Origin of the sequence: Agromyces intestinalis (assembly GCF_008365295.1) — a bacterium.
Classification (GTDB): domain Bacteria; phylum Actinomycetota; class Actinomycetes; order Actinomycetales; family Microbacteriaceae; genus Agromyces; species Agromyces intestinalis.
The window spans coordinates 2,301,182-2,319,201 of the sequence record NZ_CP043505.1 but is presented as its reverse complement, the minus strand read 5'-3'; the positions used below and the strand labels follow the sequence as shown (position 1 = coordinate 2,319,201).

The 18,020-nt window shown below is 72.2% G+C and carries 14 protein-coding genes; 5 read left to right on the top strand and 9 right to left on the bottom strand.

Going from position 1 to position 18,020, the window contains the following annotated elements:
* Nucleotides 1-6: 6 nt before the first annotated feature.
* The 3 genes from FLP10_RS10595 to FLP10_RS10585 form a co-directional block, all read right to left on the bottom strand.
* Nucleotides 7-1,707, bottom strand: coding sequence for an ABC transporter substrate-binding protein (locus FLP10_RS10595; protein WP_149160826.1), 1,701 nt, complete (start codon nt 1,705-1,707; stop codon nt 7-9).
* A gap of 68 nt (nt 1,708-1,775) precedes the next feature.
* Nucleotides 1,776-3,806, bottom strand: a complete 2,031-nt coding sequence (locus tag FLP10_RS10590; RefSeq protein WP_149160825.1) for a glycoside hydrolase family 127 protein — start codon at nt 3,804-3,806, stop codon at nt 1,776-1,778.
* Nucleotides 3,807-3,933: 127 nt separating this feature from the next.
* The gene (locus FLP10_RS10585) at nt 3,934-5,100 is read right to left on the bottom strand and encodes an NAD(P)-binding domain-containing protein (protein WP_149160824.1); all 1,167 of its coding nucleotides are present in this window, start codon (nt 5,098-5,100) and stop codon (nt 3,934-3,936) included.
* Nucleotides 5,101-5,296: 196 nt separating this feature from the next.
* On the opposite strand from FLP10_RS10585, the gene FLP10_RS10580 reads away from it, so the two are divergent.
* Entirely contained in the window at nt 5,297-5,494 is a 198-nt protein-coding gene (locus tag FLP10_RS10580; protein WP_149160823.1) for a DUF3073 domain-containing protein, read from the top strand.
* A gap of 6 nt (nt 5,495-5,500) precedes the next feature.
* Here the strand turns inward: FLP10_RS10580 and FLP10_RS10575 are convergent, their stop codons facing one another.
* Both FLP10_RS10575 and purM read right to left on the bottom strand, forming a co-directional pair.
* Complete coding sequence (locus tag FLP10_RS10575; RefSeq protein WP_149160822.1) at nt 5,501-6,280, bottom strand: LLM class flavin-dependent oxidoreductase; 780 nt, start codon at nt 6,278-6,280, stop codon at nt 5,501-5,503.
* Nucleotides 6,281-6,284: 4 nt separating this feature from the next.
* Nucleotides 6,285-7,394 (bottom strand): phosphoribosylformylglycinamidine cyclo-ligase, encoded by a 1,110-nt coding sequence (purM, locus tag FLP10_RS10570; RefSeq protein ID WP_149160821.1) that lies wholly within the window; start codon nt 7,392-7,394, stop codon nt 6,285-6,287.
* Between the two features lie 194 nt (nt 7,395-7,588).
* Here purM and FLP10_RS10565 point away from each other — a divergent pair, with 194 nt between their 5' ends.
* Both FLP10_RS10565 and FLP10_RS10560 read left to right on the top strand, forming a co-directional pair.
* Nucleotides 7,589-8,200 (top strand): zinc-binding alcohol dehydrogenase, encoded by a 612-nt coding sequence (locus FLP10_RS10565; RefSeq protein WP_149160820.1) that lies wholly within the window; start codon nt 7,589-7,591, stop codon nt 8,198-8,200.
* A 69-nt stretch (nt 8,201-8,269) separates the two neighbouring features.
* Nucleotides 8,270-8,704, top strand: a complete 435-nt coding sequence (locus tag FLP10_RS10560; RefSeq protein WP_149160819.1) for a hotdog fold thioesterase — start codon at nt 8,270-8,272, stop codon at nt 8,702-8,704.
* Between the two features lie 4 nt (nt 8,705-8,708).
* On the opposite strand, the gene pdxR is transcribed toward FLP10_RS10560, so the two are convergent.
* Nucleotides 8,709-10,133 carry a MocR-like pyridoxine biosynthesis transcription factor PdxR gene (gene pdxR, locus FLP10_RS10555; protein ID WP_246149994.1) on the bottom strand — a complete coding sequence of 475 codons (1,425 nt, stop codon included), beginning with the start codon at nt 10,131-10,133 and terminating at the stop codon, nt 8,709-8,711.
* Between the two features lie 74 nt (nt 10,134-10,207).
* Between pdxR and FLP10_RS10550 the strand changes: the two genes are divergently transcribed.
* Together FLP10_RS10550 and purF are read left to right on the top strand one after the other, a co-directional pair.
* Nucleotides 10,208-10,729, top strand: a complete 522-nt coding sequence (locus tag FLP10_RS10550; RefSeq protein ID WP_149160817.1) for a carboxymuconolactone decarboxylase family protein — start codon at nt 10,208-10,210, stop codon at nt 10,727-10,729.
* Between the two features lie 201 nt (nt 10,730-10,930).
* On the top strand, nt 10,931-12,388 hold the full coding sequence (purF, locus tag FLP10_RS10545) for an amidophosphoribosyltransferase (RefSeq protein ID WP_149160816.1): 1,458 nt from the start codon (nt 10,931-10,933) through the stop codon (nt 12,386-12,388).
* 228 nt (nt 12,389-12,616) lie between these two features.
* Here purF and FLP10_RS10540 read toward each other — a convergent pair whose 3' ends face one another.
* From FLP10_RS10540 to FLP10_RS10530, 3 genes are all read right to left on the bottom strand, one after another.
* Complete coding sequence (locus tag FLP10_RS10540; protein WP_149160815.1) at nt 12,617-13,840, bottom strand: MFS transporter; 1,224 nt, start codon at nt 13,838-13,840, stop codon at nt 12,617-12,619.
* A 132-nt stretch (nt 13,841-13,972) separates the two neighbouring features.
* Complete coding sequence (locus FLP10_RS10535) at nt 13,973-14,377, bottom strand: hypothetical protein (protein ID WP_246149993.1); 405 nt, start codon at nt 14,375-14,377, stop codon at nt 13,973-13,975.
* Nucleotides 14,378-14,498: 121 nt separating this feature from the next.
* The gene (locus FLP10_RS10530) at nt 14,499-17,879 is read right to left on the bottom strand and encodes an HtaA domain-containing protein (RefSeq protein ID WP_149160814.1); all 3,381 of its coding nucleotides are present in this window, start codon (nt 17,877-17,879) and stop codon (nt 14,499-14,501) included.
* Between the last annotated feature and the right edge of the window lie 141 nt (nt 17,880-18,020).

Here is an 18,020-nt window from a genome sequence, read left to right as displayed (position 1 = left end):
AGGCGATCACTCGACGGACTTGAGCCCGATGGAGACGTAGTCGGTGCCGCCCGAGAACCCGGCGTGGCTGTACGCGCCGGCGATGTTCGAGCCGAGCACCATGACGGTCTTCTCGTAGAGCATCGGCACCTGCGGCGCGAGCTCCATGATCTGCTCGTCGAGAGCGCCCCACGCGGCGTTCGCCTCGTCGACGTCGGTCATGAGCCGGATCTCGGCCATCCGCTCGTTCACGGCCGGGTCGTTCAGCTGCGCGATGTTCGAGTTGCCCTTCTCGAAGATCTGCGAGCCCTCGAACAGCGGCGGCAGGAACGTGGCGCCGGTCGGCCAGTCGGGGCACCAGCCGGTGATGGCGGCATCGTGCTGCTGCGAGAGCGTGCCGATCACCTCGTAGTACGTCGACGTGTCGATCAGGTTGAATTCGACCGTGATGCCGGCCTTCGCCAGCGCCTGCTGCACGGCCTCGGCCTGCGCCTGCATCTTGGGCTGGTTGCGGATGTCGAGCACGAACGAGAACCCGTCGGGGTAGCCGGCCTCGGCGAGCATCTCCTTGGCCTTCGCGGGGTCGCCGGTCTGGTCGTCGGTGCCGTAGAGGTCGAAGTCCTGTCGGCCGACGACGGTCGGCGGCAGGATGGTCGTCGCGATGTCGGCGAGCTGGCTGCCGCCCGTGGCATCCTTGACCGCCTGCTTGTCCATGGCGACGTTGATCGCCTGGCGCACGAGCGGGTTGTCCATGCCGGGCTTGGTGGTGTTCATCGCCATGTAGGTGGTGCAGCCCTGCAGGCCTTGCACGGTGCGCGCCTGGATCTCGGGCGTCTGGATGCGGGCGATGGAGGACGCCTGCACCGAGCCGGCGATCGCGTTGCGGTCGTCGCCCTGGCCGGCGATCATCCGCTCGTCGATGGTGGCGCCGTCGAGCCCGAAGGTCCACTCGAACGAGTCGGGGGCGGCGGTGCGCACCTCGTCGGTGTCGGCATCCCAGTGCTCGTTGCGCTCGAGCACGAGGGTGCTGCCGCGCTCGTACTCGGTGACGCGGTACGGGCCCGACGCGATCGGCTGCTGGTCGATCGACGTCGCCGTGACGCCGGCGTCGGCCGGGAACGGCGTGAACGGCGCCTGCCCGACGACCGCGTCGAAGTCGGCGTACGGCTGGTTCAGGTGGAAGACGATGGTCTTGTCGTCGGGCGTCTCGATCGAGTCGAGCGGGCCGGAGGTGTAGTAGCCCTCGTAGCCTTCGGGGATGTCGAGCACGATCTTCGCGTACGGCGAGCCGATCGAGATCGACGGGTCGAGCGAGCGCTCGACCCCGAACTTGACGTCCTTGCTCGTGATCGGGGTGCCGTCCTCGAAGAAGATGTCGTCCTTGAGGGTGTACGTCCAGACGGTCGCGTCCTCGTTGTGCTCGCCGAGCGAGACTGCGAGGTCGGGCACGATCTCGGTGCCCTCGGCGCCTTCGCCGGCGCCCTGCGTGGTGAGGGTGCGGTAGATCAGGCGGTAGAAGTTGTTCACGCCGCCGTCGAAGCCCTGCGCGGGGTCGAGGTGCGAGAAGTCGGCGTTCTGCAGCACGAACACGGTGCCGCCCTGCGCGGGCGTGCCGCCGACGCCGGTGTCGGACGACGGAGTGTTCGCTGCGGTGCCTCCGGCGGTGCAGCCGGTGAGCGCCAGTGAGCCGGCGATCACCAGCCCCAGGAACAGGGTGCGTTGCTTCATCGGGGGGATCTCCTCTTGGTAGGGGTGGTGCGTTCGGTGGTGCAGGTGCGGGTGGTGATGCAGGTGCGTCAGCCGCGACGGAGCCAGACGCGCATGGCGCCCGCGCCGCGGTTGCCCCACAGCTGGTAGGGCACGAGGCGCAGCTCGGTCGGTTCGGTCTCGATCGGCGCGGCCGCGGCGGTGGCCGGATCCTCGCCGAGTTCGGGGTAGAGCGGCCCGGCGGGGTCGGTCGCCACGCGGGCGGTCGCTCGGATGCTTCGCACGGCCGGGTCGGCGTGCTCGGTCACGGGTTCGTGGTCGAGGGTCGCCGCCCGCACGTCGGCGACGCCGAGCACGATGCGGTCGAGGTCGGCGGCCTGGTCGACCTGCTCGGCGCAGTACACGATCGGCCCGCGGGCGACGGCGACCGAGTCGCGCAGCGCGTCGACGCGCGGGTCGGCGCCGTGGGCTCGCACGGGCATCGGCAGCACGAGTTCGAGCTCGTCGCCGGCCGCGAGGGGCCGATCGATGCGCAGCCAGCCGGGCGCGGCATCCGCGGCGAGCGCAGCGCCGTTCACGGCGACGGATGCTCCGCGGCACCAGCCGGGCACGCGAAGCGCGAGCCGCGACGCGCCGGGCTCGGCCTCGCGCACGCGGATCGCCACGCGCTCGTCCCACGGGTAGTCGGTCTCGACGTCGAGCACGAGGCCGCCCGCGGCGATCGTGCCGGTCGCGTACTGGGCGAGCTGCACCTCGTCGCCGGCGAGCGCGGCGAGGTGGTCGGCCAGCTCGGCCGTCCACCGCACGATGTTCGGCGGGCAGCACGGGCAGACGAACCAGGCGCGGCGCAGCGGCTCGCCGGTGGGCTCGGCACCCGACCGTTGCTGGTGGTCGGGGCGGCGTTGCAGCGGGTTGTCGTAGAAGAACGCGCGACCGTCGTCCGAGACGCCGACCGCGTACGCGTTGTGCAGCACGGTCTCGAACACGTCGAGGTACTTGGTCTGCCCGTCGGCGAGGTACATGCGCCACGCCCACTGCATGACGGCGATCGCGGCGCAGGTCTCGCTGTACGACCGCTCACTCGGCAGTTCGAAGCGGTCGCCGATCGCCTCGTCGGAGTGCCGGCTGCCGAGGCCGCCGGTGACGTACAGCTTCGATGCGACCATGTCGTCCCAGAGCCGCTCGAGCGCGGCGTGAAGGTCGTCGTCGCCGGTCTCGAGCGCGACATCCGCCGCCCCCGCCGCGAGGTACGCCATGCGCACCGCGTGCCCGGTGACCGAGTCGAGGTCGCGCAGCGGCGCGGAGTCCTGGAAGTACTCGGCCGGGAAGATGCGCAATTCGACGGTGCCGTGCCCGCGCCGCTCGACGAACAGGCGCGCGAGTTCGAGGTAGCGTTCGTCGCCGGTCTCGCGGGCGAGCTCGACGAGCGCCATCTCGACCTCGGGGTGACCGCACACCTGCGGGTCGCCGTCGGGGCCGAACCGCTCGACGGCGAGGTCGGCGAACCGGGTCGCGACGCCGAGCAGCCGGTCGTCGCCGAGGCGGCGGTTGGCCGCGACCGCGGCCTGGATGAGGTGGCCGAGGTTGTAGAGCTCGTGCCCCCACGCCAGGTCGCTCCACGGCTCGCGATCGACGTCGGGGGCCTGGAAGTAGCTGTTGAGATACCCGTCGTCGCGCTGGGCGCGTGTCAGCAGGTCGACGGCCTCGTCGAAGAACGCGCGCAGGGCGGCGGTGTCGGCGGTGTCGTTGGTGTCGGCGGTGTCGTTCGGCTCGCCGTCGGCGAGCAGGTGGGCGAGCCCTTCGAGTGTCTTCGTCACGTCGGTATCGAGGAACGGGTAGCGCCCGCGATACGGCTCGGAGGCCTCGGGGCCGGTCGGTTCGGCGATGCGGCGCAGGTTGTGCAGGTTGCCCGCGAGGCGGAGCTGGGCGATCACGTGCGGAGCGGTGGCCTGGGCGTTGCGTGCGCGCCAGCCGGCGAGGGTGCCGCCGGTGATGGATGCCTCACCCGCCCCGAGCGGGCGTCGGGCACCGTTGACCGGGTGCACGGCCGGAGCGTGCGGCACGGCGGGCGCGGCGGCGGAAGCGACCTGGTCGCGGATCGGAACTCCGACTGACGACATGGATTCTGTGACCTCCACCCTGCGCACAGCTCTGTACGACGTGACATATTACTGGAATAGTGGGTGACATATTACGTAGATCACCCGCGGTCACGTCAAGCCCTGCGCAGCGATTGCCAGGAACGCGTCAGAGCATCGCCATGATCTGGCGGGCGATCATGCGGCCGGCCCGGCTCGCGCCGACGGTCGATGCCTGCGGGCCGTAGCCGGCGAGGAACACCCGCGGGTCGTTCCACGCGGCGCCCTGCCCGACCGTCACGCCGCCCGACTTCTCGCGCAGCCGCAGCGGCGCGAGGTGCCGCAGCTCGGGGCGGAACCCCGTCGCCCAGATGATCGCATCGGCCTGCGCCGTCGACCCGTCGGGGAACACGACGTGGTCGGCCTCGATGCGCTCGAACATCGGACGCGCGACCAGCAGCCCGCGCTCGATGCCCGCGGCGATGCGCCGGTTCTTCGGAACCCCCGTGCCGCTCACCACCGACGGCAGCGCTCGACCCGACCGGGCCGCCTCATCCTGCTTCGCGACCGCCGCCGACGCGCCCTCGAGGTCGAGCTCCTGCCGGTCGAGCCAGTCGATCGGTCGTCGGCTCACCCACGTGAGCTCGGCCGCGACGTGCTCGAGCTCGAGCATGAACCCGATCGCCGATGTGCCGCCGCCGACCACGATCACGTGCTGGTCGCGGAAGTCCTCGGCGTCGACGTAGTCGGACGTGTGCAGGTGCCGGCCACGGAATTCGGTCATGCCGGGGTAGTAGGGCACGAATGGCGAGCCCCACGTACCGGTCGCATTCACGACGAAGCTCGCGCGCAGTTCGCTGGTCGGCACGGCCGGCCGGCCGGGCTGCTCGAACGTGCGGCGGCGTCGACCGAAGAAGCCGCGCACCCGCTGCTCTTCGACGGGCTGGGGCGAGAGATCCTCGTACTCGATCAGCAGGTCGGCGCCCTCGTTCGAAACGCGGCGCACGCCGACGGGCCGGTGCACGTTCAGCTGGAAGTGCTGCTCGTACCGCCCGTAGTAGTCGGCGATGACCTCACGCGCGGGCAGCGACCGGTCGGCGGTGTCGAACGACAGCCCGAGTTCGGCCATGCCGGGCAGGTCGTTCACGCGGTGCGCGGTGCCGAGCCTCAGCGCAGGCCATCGGTGCTGCCACGCCCCACCCGGCCCGGGCGCGCGATCGAGGATCACGAAATCCTCGTCGGCGACGAGTTCGAACCGTCGCAGGTAGAAGGCGACCGAGAGGCCGGCCTGACCGGCGCCGATCACCGCCACTCTCACGCGTTCGGGCACGGACATCACGTACTCCATCCCATCACGTCAGGCTGGGTGCGCGCAGTGCACACGGGCGCCGTGACGGCCCGCGACGGAGCCGCCCGCGGCGGACAGGGTGCCGGGTCGTGGGTGCTAAACTCGCGTCAGGGAAAACAATTCTTATCAGTGCGAGCCGAGTGATGATCATTCCACTCGGCCTGAAGTCGTAAGGGGGTCACGCATGGGGCGCGGCCGTCAGAAAGCCAAGCACACGAAGGTGGCTCGCGAGCTGAAGTACTTCAGCCCCGAGACCGATTACAGTGCGCTTGAGCGCGAGCTCACCAACTCGCAGCACGATCACTACGACGATGAAGCATCGAAGTGGTCGGAGTATGCCGAGGACGACTCGTACGTCCCCGGAGACAGCCCCCAGCGCTGACCCGGCTCACTCGCCGCCCGCCACCCACGTGGCCGCTCGTTCGGCGAACGCCTCGAGTTCGGCGAGCGTGCCGTTCGGTGTGATCGCGCGCAGCACGACCTCGTCGACCACGTCGAGGTCGTGCAGCCCCGGTGGGTCGGTCACGGTCGCGTCGATCGCGCGGATTCCCAGCCGCGCGAAATTCGCCGCGTAGTTCGGGTACGACGCGTAGCGGGCTGCCTCGGCCTCGAGCTCGCTTCGGGCGGCGTCGTCGACCGCGGTGCGCGCATAGAGCACCGCGCGCACCGGGTGCTGGGCTGCCGGGCGAGCGGATGCCGCGGCATCCGCCTGCAGTTCACGTGCCGCCGCGGCGGCCGCGGGCGCCGTCAGCCAGGTCAGCACCGCGCCGTCGCCGTCGGTCGCGGCGAGCCGACGCATCCGGGGGCCGAGGGCGCCGACGACGATGGGGGCGTCGGTTCGCTCACGCAGGGTCGCGATGCCCTCGCGCACGAGCGCCACCGGATGCCGCGCACCGCCCGACCCGACGCCGAGCACCAGCCGGTCGACGGCGAGCCCCGCGAGGTCGAGCGTGTCGGCGGGCCGCCGGTCGAGCGGAATCACCCCGGTCGCGAGCCCGAGCCGGCTCGTCGTCTCGGCGACCGCCCGCAACCCGGCGAGCGCGTCCCCGCGCGGCACGTCGTTCAGCCACAGCGCGCGGAACCCGAGGCGTTCGAGACGCGGCGCCAGCGCGCGCAGCAGCGAGACATCCGTCGTGCCCGCAAGCCCGAGCGAGACCGCCGCGCGCATCGCCCTACTCCGCGTAGCGTCCGACCAGGCGCACCGCGCCGCCGTCGACGCCCTTGGCGCCTTGTTCCCAGCCCTCGCCCACCGGTGCAGCGATGTCGAGCGACACTGTGCCGACCTGCCAGGCGGGCAGCCCGAGCGTATCGAGCTCTGAGATCACGGCGGATGCCTCGGAGCCGGTGACGACCGCGAAGAACCCGATGCCGAGGTTCCAGGTGCCCTCGGTGGACTCGAGCGTCGTGCCGGCCAACTCGTTCAGCACCCGGAACACCGGCTGCGGCGACCACGTCGACCGGTCGACCTCGGCGCGCGAACCGCGCGGCAGCACGCGTGCCAGGTTCGCGGCGATGCCGCCGCCGGTGACGTGCGACAGCGCGTGCACCGCCTCGCCGTGCGGGCCCTCGAGCAGGCGCACGAGCAGGCCCGAGTAGAGCCGCGTCGGCTCAAGCAGGGCCTCGCCCCACGTGGTGCCGAGCTCTGGCGCGGCATCCGTGTAGCCCAACCCGGCCTCGCGCAGGATGTGCCGCACCAGCGAGAACCCGTTGGAGTGCAGCCCACTCGAGGCGATCGCGATGACGGCGTCGCCGTCGGCGACCCGCTCGGCGCCGAGCGCCCGGTCGGCCTCGACGATGCCGACCGCCGCGCCGGCGACGTCGTAGTCGTCGACGCCCATGAGCCCGGGGTGCTCGGCCGTCTCGCCGCCGACCAGGGCGGTGCCGGTCGCCTCGCACGCGCGCGCGATGCCGGTGACGATCGACGCGATGCGCTCGGGTACGACCCGGCCGCACGCGATGTAGTCGGTCATGAACAGGGGCTTCGCGCCGACCACGACGATGTCGTCGACGACCATGCCCACGAGGTCTTGGCCGATGGTGTCGTGCACGTCGAGCGCCTGCGCGATCGCGATCTTCGTGCCGACGCCGTCGGTCGAGGTCGCCAGCAGCGGCCGCGTGTAGCCCTTCGCGAACGAGAGGTCGAACAGGCCGGCGAAGCCGCCGACGCCGCCGAGGACGCTGGGGCCGTGGGTTCGACCGACCGCCTCCTTCATGAGTTCGACGGCGAGATCGCCGGCAGCGGTGTCGACTCCGGCTGCGGCGTAGGACGAGTTCGCGCTCACCCGTCAAGGGTACCCGGCGCCCCGCCCGCCGCTCCGCCCCCTCCCTCCTGCCTCCCCTTCCTGCCTCCTCCCGTACCGAACTCGGGTTCGCGCACGGCGTGTCGCCTCGACGCGCGGTGCAGATCGCGGCGACACGCCTCCCGACCTGAATCGCGTTCCTCGGGGGAGCGGGTGTGCGGACGTAGAATTCCGGTATGCACGCGGGGGGCGGGCCATCGTGGGTGATTCGCGAGAATGCGACTCGCGCGGTGCTGCTCGCGCTCTACCTGCGCGAAGTGCTGTCGATCGCGTCGCCGGTCGAGTTGCCGCGCCTGCGCGACATCGGCGCGATCGGCGATCGGTTGCCCGTCGATGGACAGGACCGGCTCGAGCGCCAGTGGCGTGAGTGGTGGGCGATGACGGTCGAACCCGAGGCGCATCCGTCGCCGGTTCCGCTCGAGTTGGTCGCCGAGTACGACACGGATGTCGCGCTGCCCGTGAGCGGCGCCGATGACCTCACGCGGGCGATCGTGCCCCACGCCGAGGCGGCGCGCGCCTGGGCCGACTGGGCGCACTCGGGCTACCGGCAGGCGGCCGCGACGCGCCGCGGCGACTCGTATCGCGCATACGCCGGGTCGATCGCCGAGCACGAGCGCGAGGTGGGGCGACGTGCGCACTCGTTCGAGCTGAACGTCGAGGTGATGCCGCTCACCGAGCCGGGCGTGTGGTGGATCGGCAGCATGACCGTCGCCGTCACCGACACGCTGCGCGCCGACGCCGCGGCGTTCGACGACGCCATCCACCCGATCATCGCGGAGCTCGCCTGAGCCGCGTGCTGGTCGAGGAGTGCGAAGCGCGTATCGAGGCCAGGTGACCCTGCATGCGAGACTCGTGCGATGAGCATCTGGTTCGAGGAGCCCGACCTCGCACGGGCGATGTCCCGCAGCACCGACACCGCGATCACCGCCCTCGGCATCGAGATGACCGAGGCGACCGATGATTCCCTGAAGGGCCGCATGCCCGTCGACGGGCGGACGCGCCAGCCCGGCGGGGTGCTGCACGGCGGAGCCTCCGTCGCGTTCGCCGAGACGCTCGCGAGCTGGGGCGCGAGCTTCACCGTCGACCCGGCGCAGTTCTACTGCGTCGGAATGGAGATCAACGCGAACCACGTGCGTCCGGTCGCCGACGGCTGGGTCTCCGGCGAGGCCCGCCCGCTCACCCGCGGTCGCACGACGCAGGTCTGGGACATCCGCATCACCGACGAGAACGGCAAGCTGGTCTGCGTGTCGCGCTGCACCATGGCCGTGCTCGCGAAGCCGTCGGAGTACTGACCGCCTACGGCCCGACTCGGCCCCGCCGTGCGGCGTCGACGGCCGCGAAGACGACCGCGACGGCCTGCTCGAAACGGTGCTCGGGCGGCGCGCCGATGCCGACGACGAGCGCGGGCGGGCGGGCCGCGGCGGTCGACGGCGTCTCCGCGTCGGCCGCGTACTCGGCCAGCCCCACGATGCGCAGGCCCCGCGCGGATGCCTCGGCGACGGCCGCGGCTTCGTCGACGCCGGGCGGCAGTTCGAGCAGGCACTGGATGCCCGCGGCGAGGCCGACCACGCGTGCGTCGGGCAGGTGCTGCGCGATGAGCGCCTCGAAGCGTTCGCGCCGAGCCCGGTACCGGCCGCGGAGCCCGCGCACGCTGCGGTCGTAGCCGCCGGCCTCGATGAACGCGGCGAGCGCGAGCTGCGAGAGCGCGTCGGTGGCCGAGCCGGTGCGACGCCGCGCGTCGAGCACGTCGGCGCGGAGCGCCCGCGGCACGACGCCCCACCCGAGCCCGAGCGCCGGCGAGAGCGCCTTCGACGCGGTGCCGCCGTAGACGGTGTGCTCGGGCGCGAGCGGCTGGAACGCGCCGATGCTCTGCCCGTCGAAGCGGAACTCGCCGTCGTAGTCGTCCTCGATGACGACGCCGCCGGTGCGACCGGCCCAGTCCGCGAGCGCCGCCCGACGACCTCGCGACAGCGGTACGCCCGTCGGGAACTGGTGCGCGGGGGTGAGCAGCACCGCGTCGCAGTGCGGCACATCGAGGGAGGGCGGGCCGGAACCGCCGAGCAGGTCGGTCCGCGCGCCGTCGGCGTCGATCGGCAGCGTGACGAGTTCGAGTCCGGCGGCCTCGAGGATGGCCCGGTGCGAGACGTGCCCATACGCCTCGACGGCGACGCGGCGCGCCCCGCGGGCGACGAGGGCGCGTGCGACGAGTCCGAGCAGACCGCCGAAGCCGTGCGTCACGATCACGTCGTCGGGGGTCGTGCGCACGCCGCGCGTCCGTGCGAGGTACTCGGCGAGCCGTTCCCGCAGCACGAGCACGCCCGCCGGCGCGCCGTAGCCGAGCGCGTCGGTCGGAGCGTCCGCGAGTGCTCGGCGCATCGCGTCGACCCACGCCGACCGTGGGAACGCCGATCCGTCGGGCAGTCCGCCGCGCAGGTCGAGGTCGAACCGCGTCGAGCGGTCGACGGGCGCCGATGACAGCGGGGCCGCTCGCGCGCGGACCCAGGTTCCGGCGCCGACGCGAGCTTCGAGCCATCCCTCGCCGACGAGCCGCCCGTACACCTCGGCGACGCTGTTGCGCGCCATACCGAGGTCGGCCGCGAGCGTGCGACTCGGCGGCAGCCGGGTGCCGGCGGCGAGCCGGCCGTCGCGCGCCGCGGCACGAAGGGCCTCCTCGAGCGAGGCGGCCTTGCGCCGCGGATCGAGCACGAGATGCAGATCCAATCCGGAATTGGCCCACTCAGCCGCCATGCGAATGGACGTTACCAGCGCAACGGCCGCTCCGTAGCGTCGACGACATGACCATCACCACCGATCCGACCGACACCCGAACCGACCCCGCCTCCCCCATCGCGCCGCGGCGCCGCCTCGACTTCGACGGCGTCGCCCCCGCCTTCTCCCGCGCGGTGAGCGCCCTCGACGAGGCGGCCGTGGCCGAAGCCGACCGCGCCGGCATCGAACCGCTCATCCGTGAACTCGTGCGCCTGCGCGCCTCGCAGCTGAATGGCTGCTCGTACTGCGTCGACCTGCACTCGCGCGACGCGCTCGAACGGGGCGAACACGACCAGCGTCTGTTCGCAGTGGCGGTCTGGGAGGAGTCGAACTTCTTCACCGCCCGCGAGCGCGCGGCGTTCGCCCTCACCGACTCGGTCACGCGGCTGAGCGAGACGCATGTTCCCGACGCCGTGTGGCACGAGGCATCCGCGCACTTCAGCGATGACGAGCTCGCGGCGCTGCTCGCCCTGCTGGTCTCGATCAATGCGTGGAACGAGCTCGCCGTCGCGACCCGCGGATGGCGGCCGAAGCTCCGCGCGGCCTGACGCGCCGGCCCGACGCGCCGGCCCGGCGCGCCTGATGCCGGCCCGCTCGGCGGCCCCGCGACATCCGACCGCCGCCCGCTGCGCATCCGAATGCTCAGGTGCGCAGCAGGCGGCGTTCAGCCGGCTCACACGCGCGCGTATGGGAGGATGGAACGTCCAATCGGACGACCTGAACCCCCACCTCGAGGAGCCATCGCTCGCATGTGCGGCATCGTCGGCATCGTCTCCACCGAACCGGTCAACCAGCAGATCTACGACAGCCTCCTCCTCCTGCAGCACCGGGGTCAGGACTCGACCGGCATCGCGACCGCCGACGGCCCCGTCTTCCACATGGCGAAGGCGCGCGGGCAGGTGCGCGAGGCGTTCCGTACGCGCGACATGCGCTCGCTGATCGGCAACATCGGCCTCGGCCATGTGCGCTACACGACCAAGGGCGCCGCGGAGCGCGAAGAAGAGGCGCAGCCGTTCTACGTGAACGCGCCGTACGGCATCATCCTCGTGCACAACGGCAACCTCACCAACACGCGCGAGCTCTCGAGCGACCTGTTCTCGATCGACCGCCGCCACGTGAACTCGACGAGCGACACCGAGATGCTGCTCAACGTGCTCGCCACCGAGCTGCAGGGGCAGATCAAGGGCATGGAGCTCGACCCCGACCAGGTCTTCGACGCCGTCACCCAGGTGCACGAGCGCGTCGAGGGCTCGTACGCGGTGATCTCGCTCATCGCCGGGTACGGCCTGCTCGCGTTCCGCGATCCGTTCGGCATCCGGCCGCTCATCCTGGGTCGTCGGTACACGGATGCCGGGAAGCCCGAGTGGATCGTCGCCAGCGAGTCGCTCGTGCTCGAGAACGGCGACTACGAGATCGTGCGCGACGTCGCGCCCGGCGAGGCCGTCTTCATCTCGCTCGACGGCGAGTTGTTCACGCGCCAGTGCGCGCGCGACCCGCGGCTCATTCCCTGCTCGTTCGAGTACGTCTACCTCGCCCGCCCCGACTCGGTCATGAACGGCATCTCGGTCTACGAGGCGCGGCTGCGCATGGGCGACCGGCTCGCGAACACGATCGCGACCCACATGCCGCTCGGCGACATCGACGTGGTCATGCCGATCCCCGACTCGTCGCGGCCCTCGGCGATGAACGTCGCGCAGAAGCTCGGCATCGAGTACCGCGAGGGCTTCTACAAGAACCGCTACGTCGGCCGCACGTTCATCATGCCCGGGCAGGCGCAGCGCAAGCAGTCGGTGCGCCAGAAGCTGAACGCGATGGGCACCGAGTTCAAGGGCAAGAACGTGCTCATCGTCGACGACTCGATCGTGCGCGGCACCACGTCGCAGCAGATCGTGCAGATGGCGCGCGACGCCGGCGCCAACAAGGTGACGTTCACGTCGGCGGCTCCGCCGGTGCGGTTCCCGCACGTGTACGGCATCAACATGCCGTCGCGGCGCGAGCTCATCGCGCACGGGCGCAAGATCCCCGAGATCGCCACCGAACTCGGCGCCGACCACATGATCTACCAGGAGGTCGCCGACCTGCAGGCGGCGATCACCGAGGGCACCTCGATCACCGAACTCGACCTGTCGTGCTTCACGGGCGACTACGTCACGGGCACGGTCACCGAGGAGTATCTCGAGTGGGTGGAGCGCACCCAGCTCAGCTGAGCGGGCTCGCCCGCGCCCGCGCCGCTCGCCCGCGCCCGCGTCGCTCGCCCGCGCCCGCGTCACACGCACCGACGCTCTGCGCCATTTCGGCGACCAGTGCGCCACTCGGGCTGGCGCGGCGGGCGCCCTGCTGGCGCGGAGCCGAGCAGAGCCGGACGGGGAGGGACGGCGGGCGGATGTCACGCCCCGCGGTCACCGCAGCGCCGGCGTCATGACGCAGTGCTCGCGTCAGGGCTCTGCGCGCTCGGTCCGCTCGGCGCCGGGGGCGAGCGGCGGGAACGATTCGCGTGCCACGAACGCCGCCGTCGTGCCGACGAGCACCAGTGCGGCGCCCGTGAATGCCAGCCACTCGAGCCCGGGCCATGCGAGCACGGCGGCGCCGAGTGCGGCGCCGGCCCCGATGCCGACATTCGCGCTGGCGTTCACGAGGGCCCCGATGACGTCGGGGCTCGCGCCGGCGGTGCGGATCGCCGCCGTCTGCATCATCGATGCGATGCCGCCGAAGGCTGCGCTCCAGACCGCGGTCGCCGTGAGCACGCCGATCAGCGCCGGGAACGCGAAGCCCAACCCCACGAGCGCGACGACGATCAGCACGAGTGCGAGCAACGTGCCCGCCCGCGGCCTTCGGTCGAGCGTGACCGCGGCGAACCAGGTGCCGATGAGGCCGAGCGCACCGAGCGCGAGCAGCGCGGGGCCGAGTCCGGCGAGCGGCAGCCCTGCCGCCAGCAGCAGCACCGCGATGTAGGTGTACACGGTGTACTGCCCGAGGTAGACGACGGTGTTCACTCCGACCACGACGCCGAGCCGCGTGCGCCGCGACGCGCGGCCCAGCCCGCCGTGCGGCGCACCGCCTCCGGGCACGGGCGGCAGCAGCAGCGCGACCACGAGCACGGTGACCGTGCAGCCGGCGGCCAGCAGCCAGAACGACGCCCGCCAGCCGAGTGCCGCACCCAGCGAGGTCGAGAGCGGCACGCCGAGCACGAATCCGGCGGAGGCGCCGGCGGTGATCAGGGCGAGTGCGCGGCCCGTATGTTCGGGGCGCACGAGGCGGGCGCCGTACCCGATGGCCACCGAGAAGAAGAGGGCGTGCGCGAGTCCGCCGAGCGCGCGGCCCGCCGCGAGGTACGCGAAGTCGGGCGCGAGCGCCCCGAGCGCGTTGCTCGCCGCGTACGCGACGAGCGTGGCGAGCAGCAGCGCCTTGCGCGGCACGCGCGCGGTGAGCAGGGTGAGCGGCAGCGCGAGCACCGCCACCATGAATGCGTACACGGTGACGAGGAGCCCGGTGACGCCCTCGGAGATGCCGAGTTCGTCGCCGATGAGCGGCAGCAACCCGACCGGCAGCAACTCGGTGGTGATGGCGAGGAACGTCGCGATCGACAGCGCGAGGATGCCGCCGGCGACGTGGCGGACGCCGCCGGGCCGGAACTCGGGACGCTCACGCCGAGAGGGCACGAGCCATGCTTGCACGCATCTCTCCGTTGATCGACGCGCTGCGCCAGTCGGCGGCCGATTGCGCCAGACCCGCTGCCGCGGAGAACGCCGAAGTGGCGCTGAGGCGGACTCGAGGGAGCCGGGGCGGCACGCTCAGTCGGTGCGGTGCGTCGACTCGTGCTCGACGATGGCGCGGCCGCCGCGACGCGAGAGCGAGCGGTCGATGAGCAGCGCCACGAGCGCGCCGATGCCGACGCCGACCGCGCCGAGCGCGAGCAGCAGGAATCCGAACACCTGCCCGCGGTCGAACTGGTCGTTCTCGGGGAACGCGAACGTGAGGATGAGCGCGACGAGCGCGCCGACGACGCCGCCGGCGAGCAGGAACGCGCCGTAACGCGGAGCGCGGCGCACCTCGACCGTCTCGTCGGTCACCGCAGTCTCGACCGCGACGACCTCGGGCCCGTCGGCCTCGAATGCCTCCACCTCGAGCGCTTCGGGGTCGAGCGCTTCGGGGTCGAGCGGCTGGTTCGGATCGTTCGGGTGCTGCGCGTCGCTCACCCGTCCATTCTCCCACCGAACCCGACTCCCGCACCGAACCCGACTCCCGCACCGAACGCGACGGGGGCCCCGCCGGCTGATGCAGCCGGGAGGCCCCTGTCGCGCGGTGGGCGTGCCGGGGCTACTCGGCTCGCACGGCGCGACGGCGAACCAGCACGAACACGGCCGCCCCCACGGCCACGATCAGCGCGGCGCCGCCGGCCCACCACATCCAGGTGACGTCGACCGGCTGCTCGGCCGAGCCGGCCGCAGCGGCGGTGTCGCCGCCGCCCGTCACGGGCTCCGCCTCGGCCGTCGCCTCGGGCGTCGCCACGACCTCGCCGCACCCGGCTGCGAGCGGCAGCGTGAACGACACGGGGTCGAGTTCCTCGCCAGCCGGGTAGGTGCCGAACGCCGCCGCGCCGTCGGCGGTGAGCGTGGCGGGCACGGCCGACGCCTGCAGCGAGGCATCCGTCGACTGCAGTTCGGCCGAAGCAAGGTCGAGCTCGGCGAACCGCACGCCATCGACGTCGATCGGTTCGCCCGCCTGGGTCGTGCCCGTGACATCCAGCAGCAGGTACGCGCCGTCGGCCGACAGCTCGATGCGCGGGTTCGCGACCGTCGTGTCGAGCGCGCCATCGTGGCCCGTGAACTCGATCGCGCCCGTGAACCCGACCACGCCCGTGCCGATGCCGGCGTCGTTCGCGGGGTCGAGCGCACCCGTGCCGGCCGTCCACGTGAACACCGCGGCGTCCTCGGTCACGGCACCCGAGGTCTGCCAGCCGCCGTTCGCGATGCCGCCCTCGACGTACGCGAGGAAGCTCTGCTTGAAGCCCCAGACGAGGGTCGCGGCATCCACGCGGCACACCCCGGCCGCCTGCTTCGGCGGCACCGTGATGACGAGGCCGCGCGAGACCGAGCCCTGGAACGTCAGCGTGTGCTGCCCCGGCTCGAGCGAGGCCGGCAGCGCGCCCGTCCAGGTGACCACGCCATCGGCGTCGGCCGTGAGGTCGCGGGCGAGCACGATGGGCGTCGAGTACACGACGACCGCGATGTCCTCCTCGTTCGGCTCGAAGCCGCTGACCGAGACCGTGACGACCTCGCCGCCGACGAGCTTCGCGAGCGTCGGCGCGTCGAGTTCGATGCCGGTCGTCGCCGGCGGTGCGGCGGGGATCTCACGCGCGGTGGCCGCCGCAGCGGCCGGGGCAGATGCCACGGTGCCGGTCGTTCCCGCGGGCGCTGCGCCGGGCGTGCCGATCACCGCGGTGATCGGGTCGAGCCGTTCGCCGGCCCCGTAGTAGCCGGAAAACACCCCGGCACCCGAGGCCGTGAGCGTCACGGGCGCGTCGGTGAAGATGGTCGCCCCGTCGACCGTCGAGCGCGCGGCGCGGCCGAGGTCGACCGTCGCGAAGTCGACGCGGCTGCCGTTCGCGGTGACCTCGAGCACGCCCGAGCCCGGCCCGGTGACACGCAGCGTCGGGTTCGACAGCGAGACGTCGAGCACCCCGCCGTGTCCGGTGAACCGCACGGTGCCGGCGTAGTCGGCGGTGCCGAGCCCGGTGATCGGGCTGAACGTGCCGCCGGCCTGACCGAAGCGGAATTCGCCGCCCGACGCGGTCGCGCCACCCTGCACCGAGATGCTGCCGTGCGCGATCGGCCCGGTGATGTACTTCGCGAAGGCCGAGTGCACACCCCAGGTCAGCGACCCGCTGCGCACCACGGGCGGGTGCACGACCGGCGGCGTGGTGGGCTTCGTGCCCGGGCCGGTCGGCGTGCCGGGCCCGCCCGGAGTGCCCGGGTCGGTCGGCGAGGTGCCGGCCGACGTGGTCGTGAACGGCGCGAACGCGTCGAGCGAGCGGTCGGTGGTCGAGAGCCCGTGCGCGGCCGAGCTCGCGACGACGTACGACGTGGCCGGAGCGAGGCGGCCGGCGGGCACGGTGATCGTGGTCGAGAACGCGCCGTCGCGGATCTGGGCGGGGTTCACCCAGGCCTGGGCGATCCACCCCTCGCTCGGCAGGGGACCGGTTCCGTTCCAGACGGATGCCTCGCCGAGCAGCACGTAGGCGCCGAACTGCGCGCCGGGGCCGGTGTAGCCGGTGCCGGTGATCGTGAAGACGTTGGCCTTCGTCGCGTCGACCTTCGCCGACGGCGAGACCGCGAGCTTCGGGGCGGGAGCGCCGGGGTTCGTGCCCGGGTCGGTTCCCGGATCCGTGCCCGGGTCGGTTCCCGGATCCGTGCCGGGGTCGGTTCCCGGCGCGGCGAACGTGACGGTGACCTTCGCGTCCTGGCTGCGGTCGGCCATCGCGGTGTGGTTCGCCAGCGTGTAGACCGCCGTCGACGCGCCCTTCGACGTGACCGCGAACTCCGTGGTGAACGACCCGTCGGCCTCGAACTTCACCTGCGTCGACGACGTCGGGTTCGACGTCACCTGCTTCGCACCGGCCGTGCACCCCGCCGAGATGAACGCGAACGAGAGCTGCTCGAGCGGAATGTCGGTGCACAGGGCGACGTAGATCGGCTGCGCCGGGTTGTAGTTGCGGCCCGTCACCGTCACCGTCTCACCCTCAGCGGCAAGATCCGTCGACTTCGACAGCGTCAGCACCGGCTTGGCCTTCGCGAACGTGACCGTGACCTTCGCGTCCTGGCTGCGGTCGGCCTGGGCGGTGTGGTCGGCGATCGTGTAGATCGCGGTCGAGTCACCCTTCGACGTGATCGTGAACTCGGTCGTGAACGTGCCGTCGGCCTCGAGTTTGACCTGCGTCGACGAGCGCGGCGTCGGCGAGATGAGCTTCGCGCCCGCGGTGCACCCGGCGGAGATGAATGCGAACGACACCTGCTCGAGCGGCACATCGCTGCACAGCGTCAGGTACATCGCCTGCGCCGGGTTGTAGTTCGTGCCGGTCACCGTGACGGTCTCGCCCTCGGCGGCGAGGTCGGTCGACTTCGAGAGCGTGAGCGTCGGCACCGAGGGCGCCGGCTCGCCCTCGCCCGGCCCGCCCTCGCCCGGCTCACCCTCGCCCGGCTCCTCGGCCGCCGCGTAGACCACCGCGGTCTTCGTGTTCTGCGACGGGTCGGCGAAGCCCTTGCCGTGCGCCTTCGAGGTGAAGACGGCCAGGTCGCCCGAGTCCACCGGCGGCGCCGCCAGCTGCACGGTGAACGATCCGTCGTCGGCCATCGGTGCTCGAGCCGGGGTGGATTCCAGCCCGGTCGCGACCCACACGGTGCCGGCCTCGCCGATGCCGGCGGTGTAGAAGTTCGCGCCCGACGCGGCGCCGATGCCGACGTACACGCCGGTGTCGTCGGCCGCGAAGCCGGTGCCGGTCACCGTCACGCTGCCGCCCTCGCGGGGGGCCTCGGTGACGACGATCGAGGGGCCGGTCGCTTCGGCGGCAGCCGGCGCGGCGGCGATGACGCCGCCGCCGACGGCGAGCACCGCGGCGACGAGCCCGGCGAGCAGGCGACGCACGCCACCCGCGGTGAGGCGCCCCGATGGGCGCGGATTCAGGACGGACGGTGTCTTCACGACTCGGTTCTCCAGCGGGTTCGGGCAGGCGGGCGAGCCCGTTCGGGCGGGCGTTCGCAAGGGGGCGGCGCGAACCGCAGTAAGGTAAGCCTTAGCTCAGCGCCGCCGCCAACGCTACGGTCGCCGTCGCGTCCTGTCAAA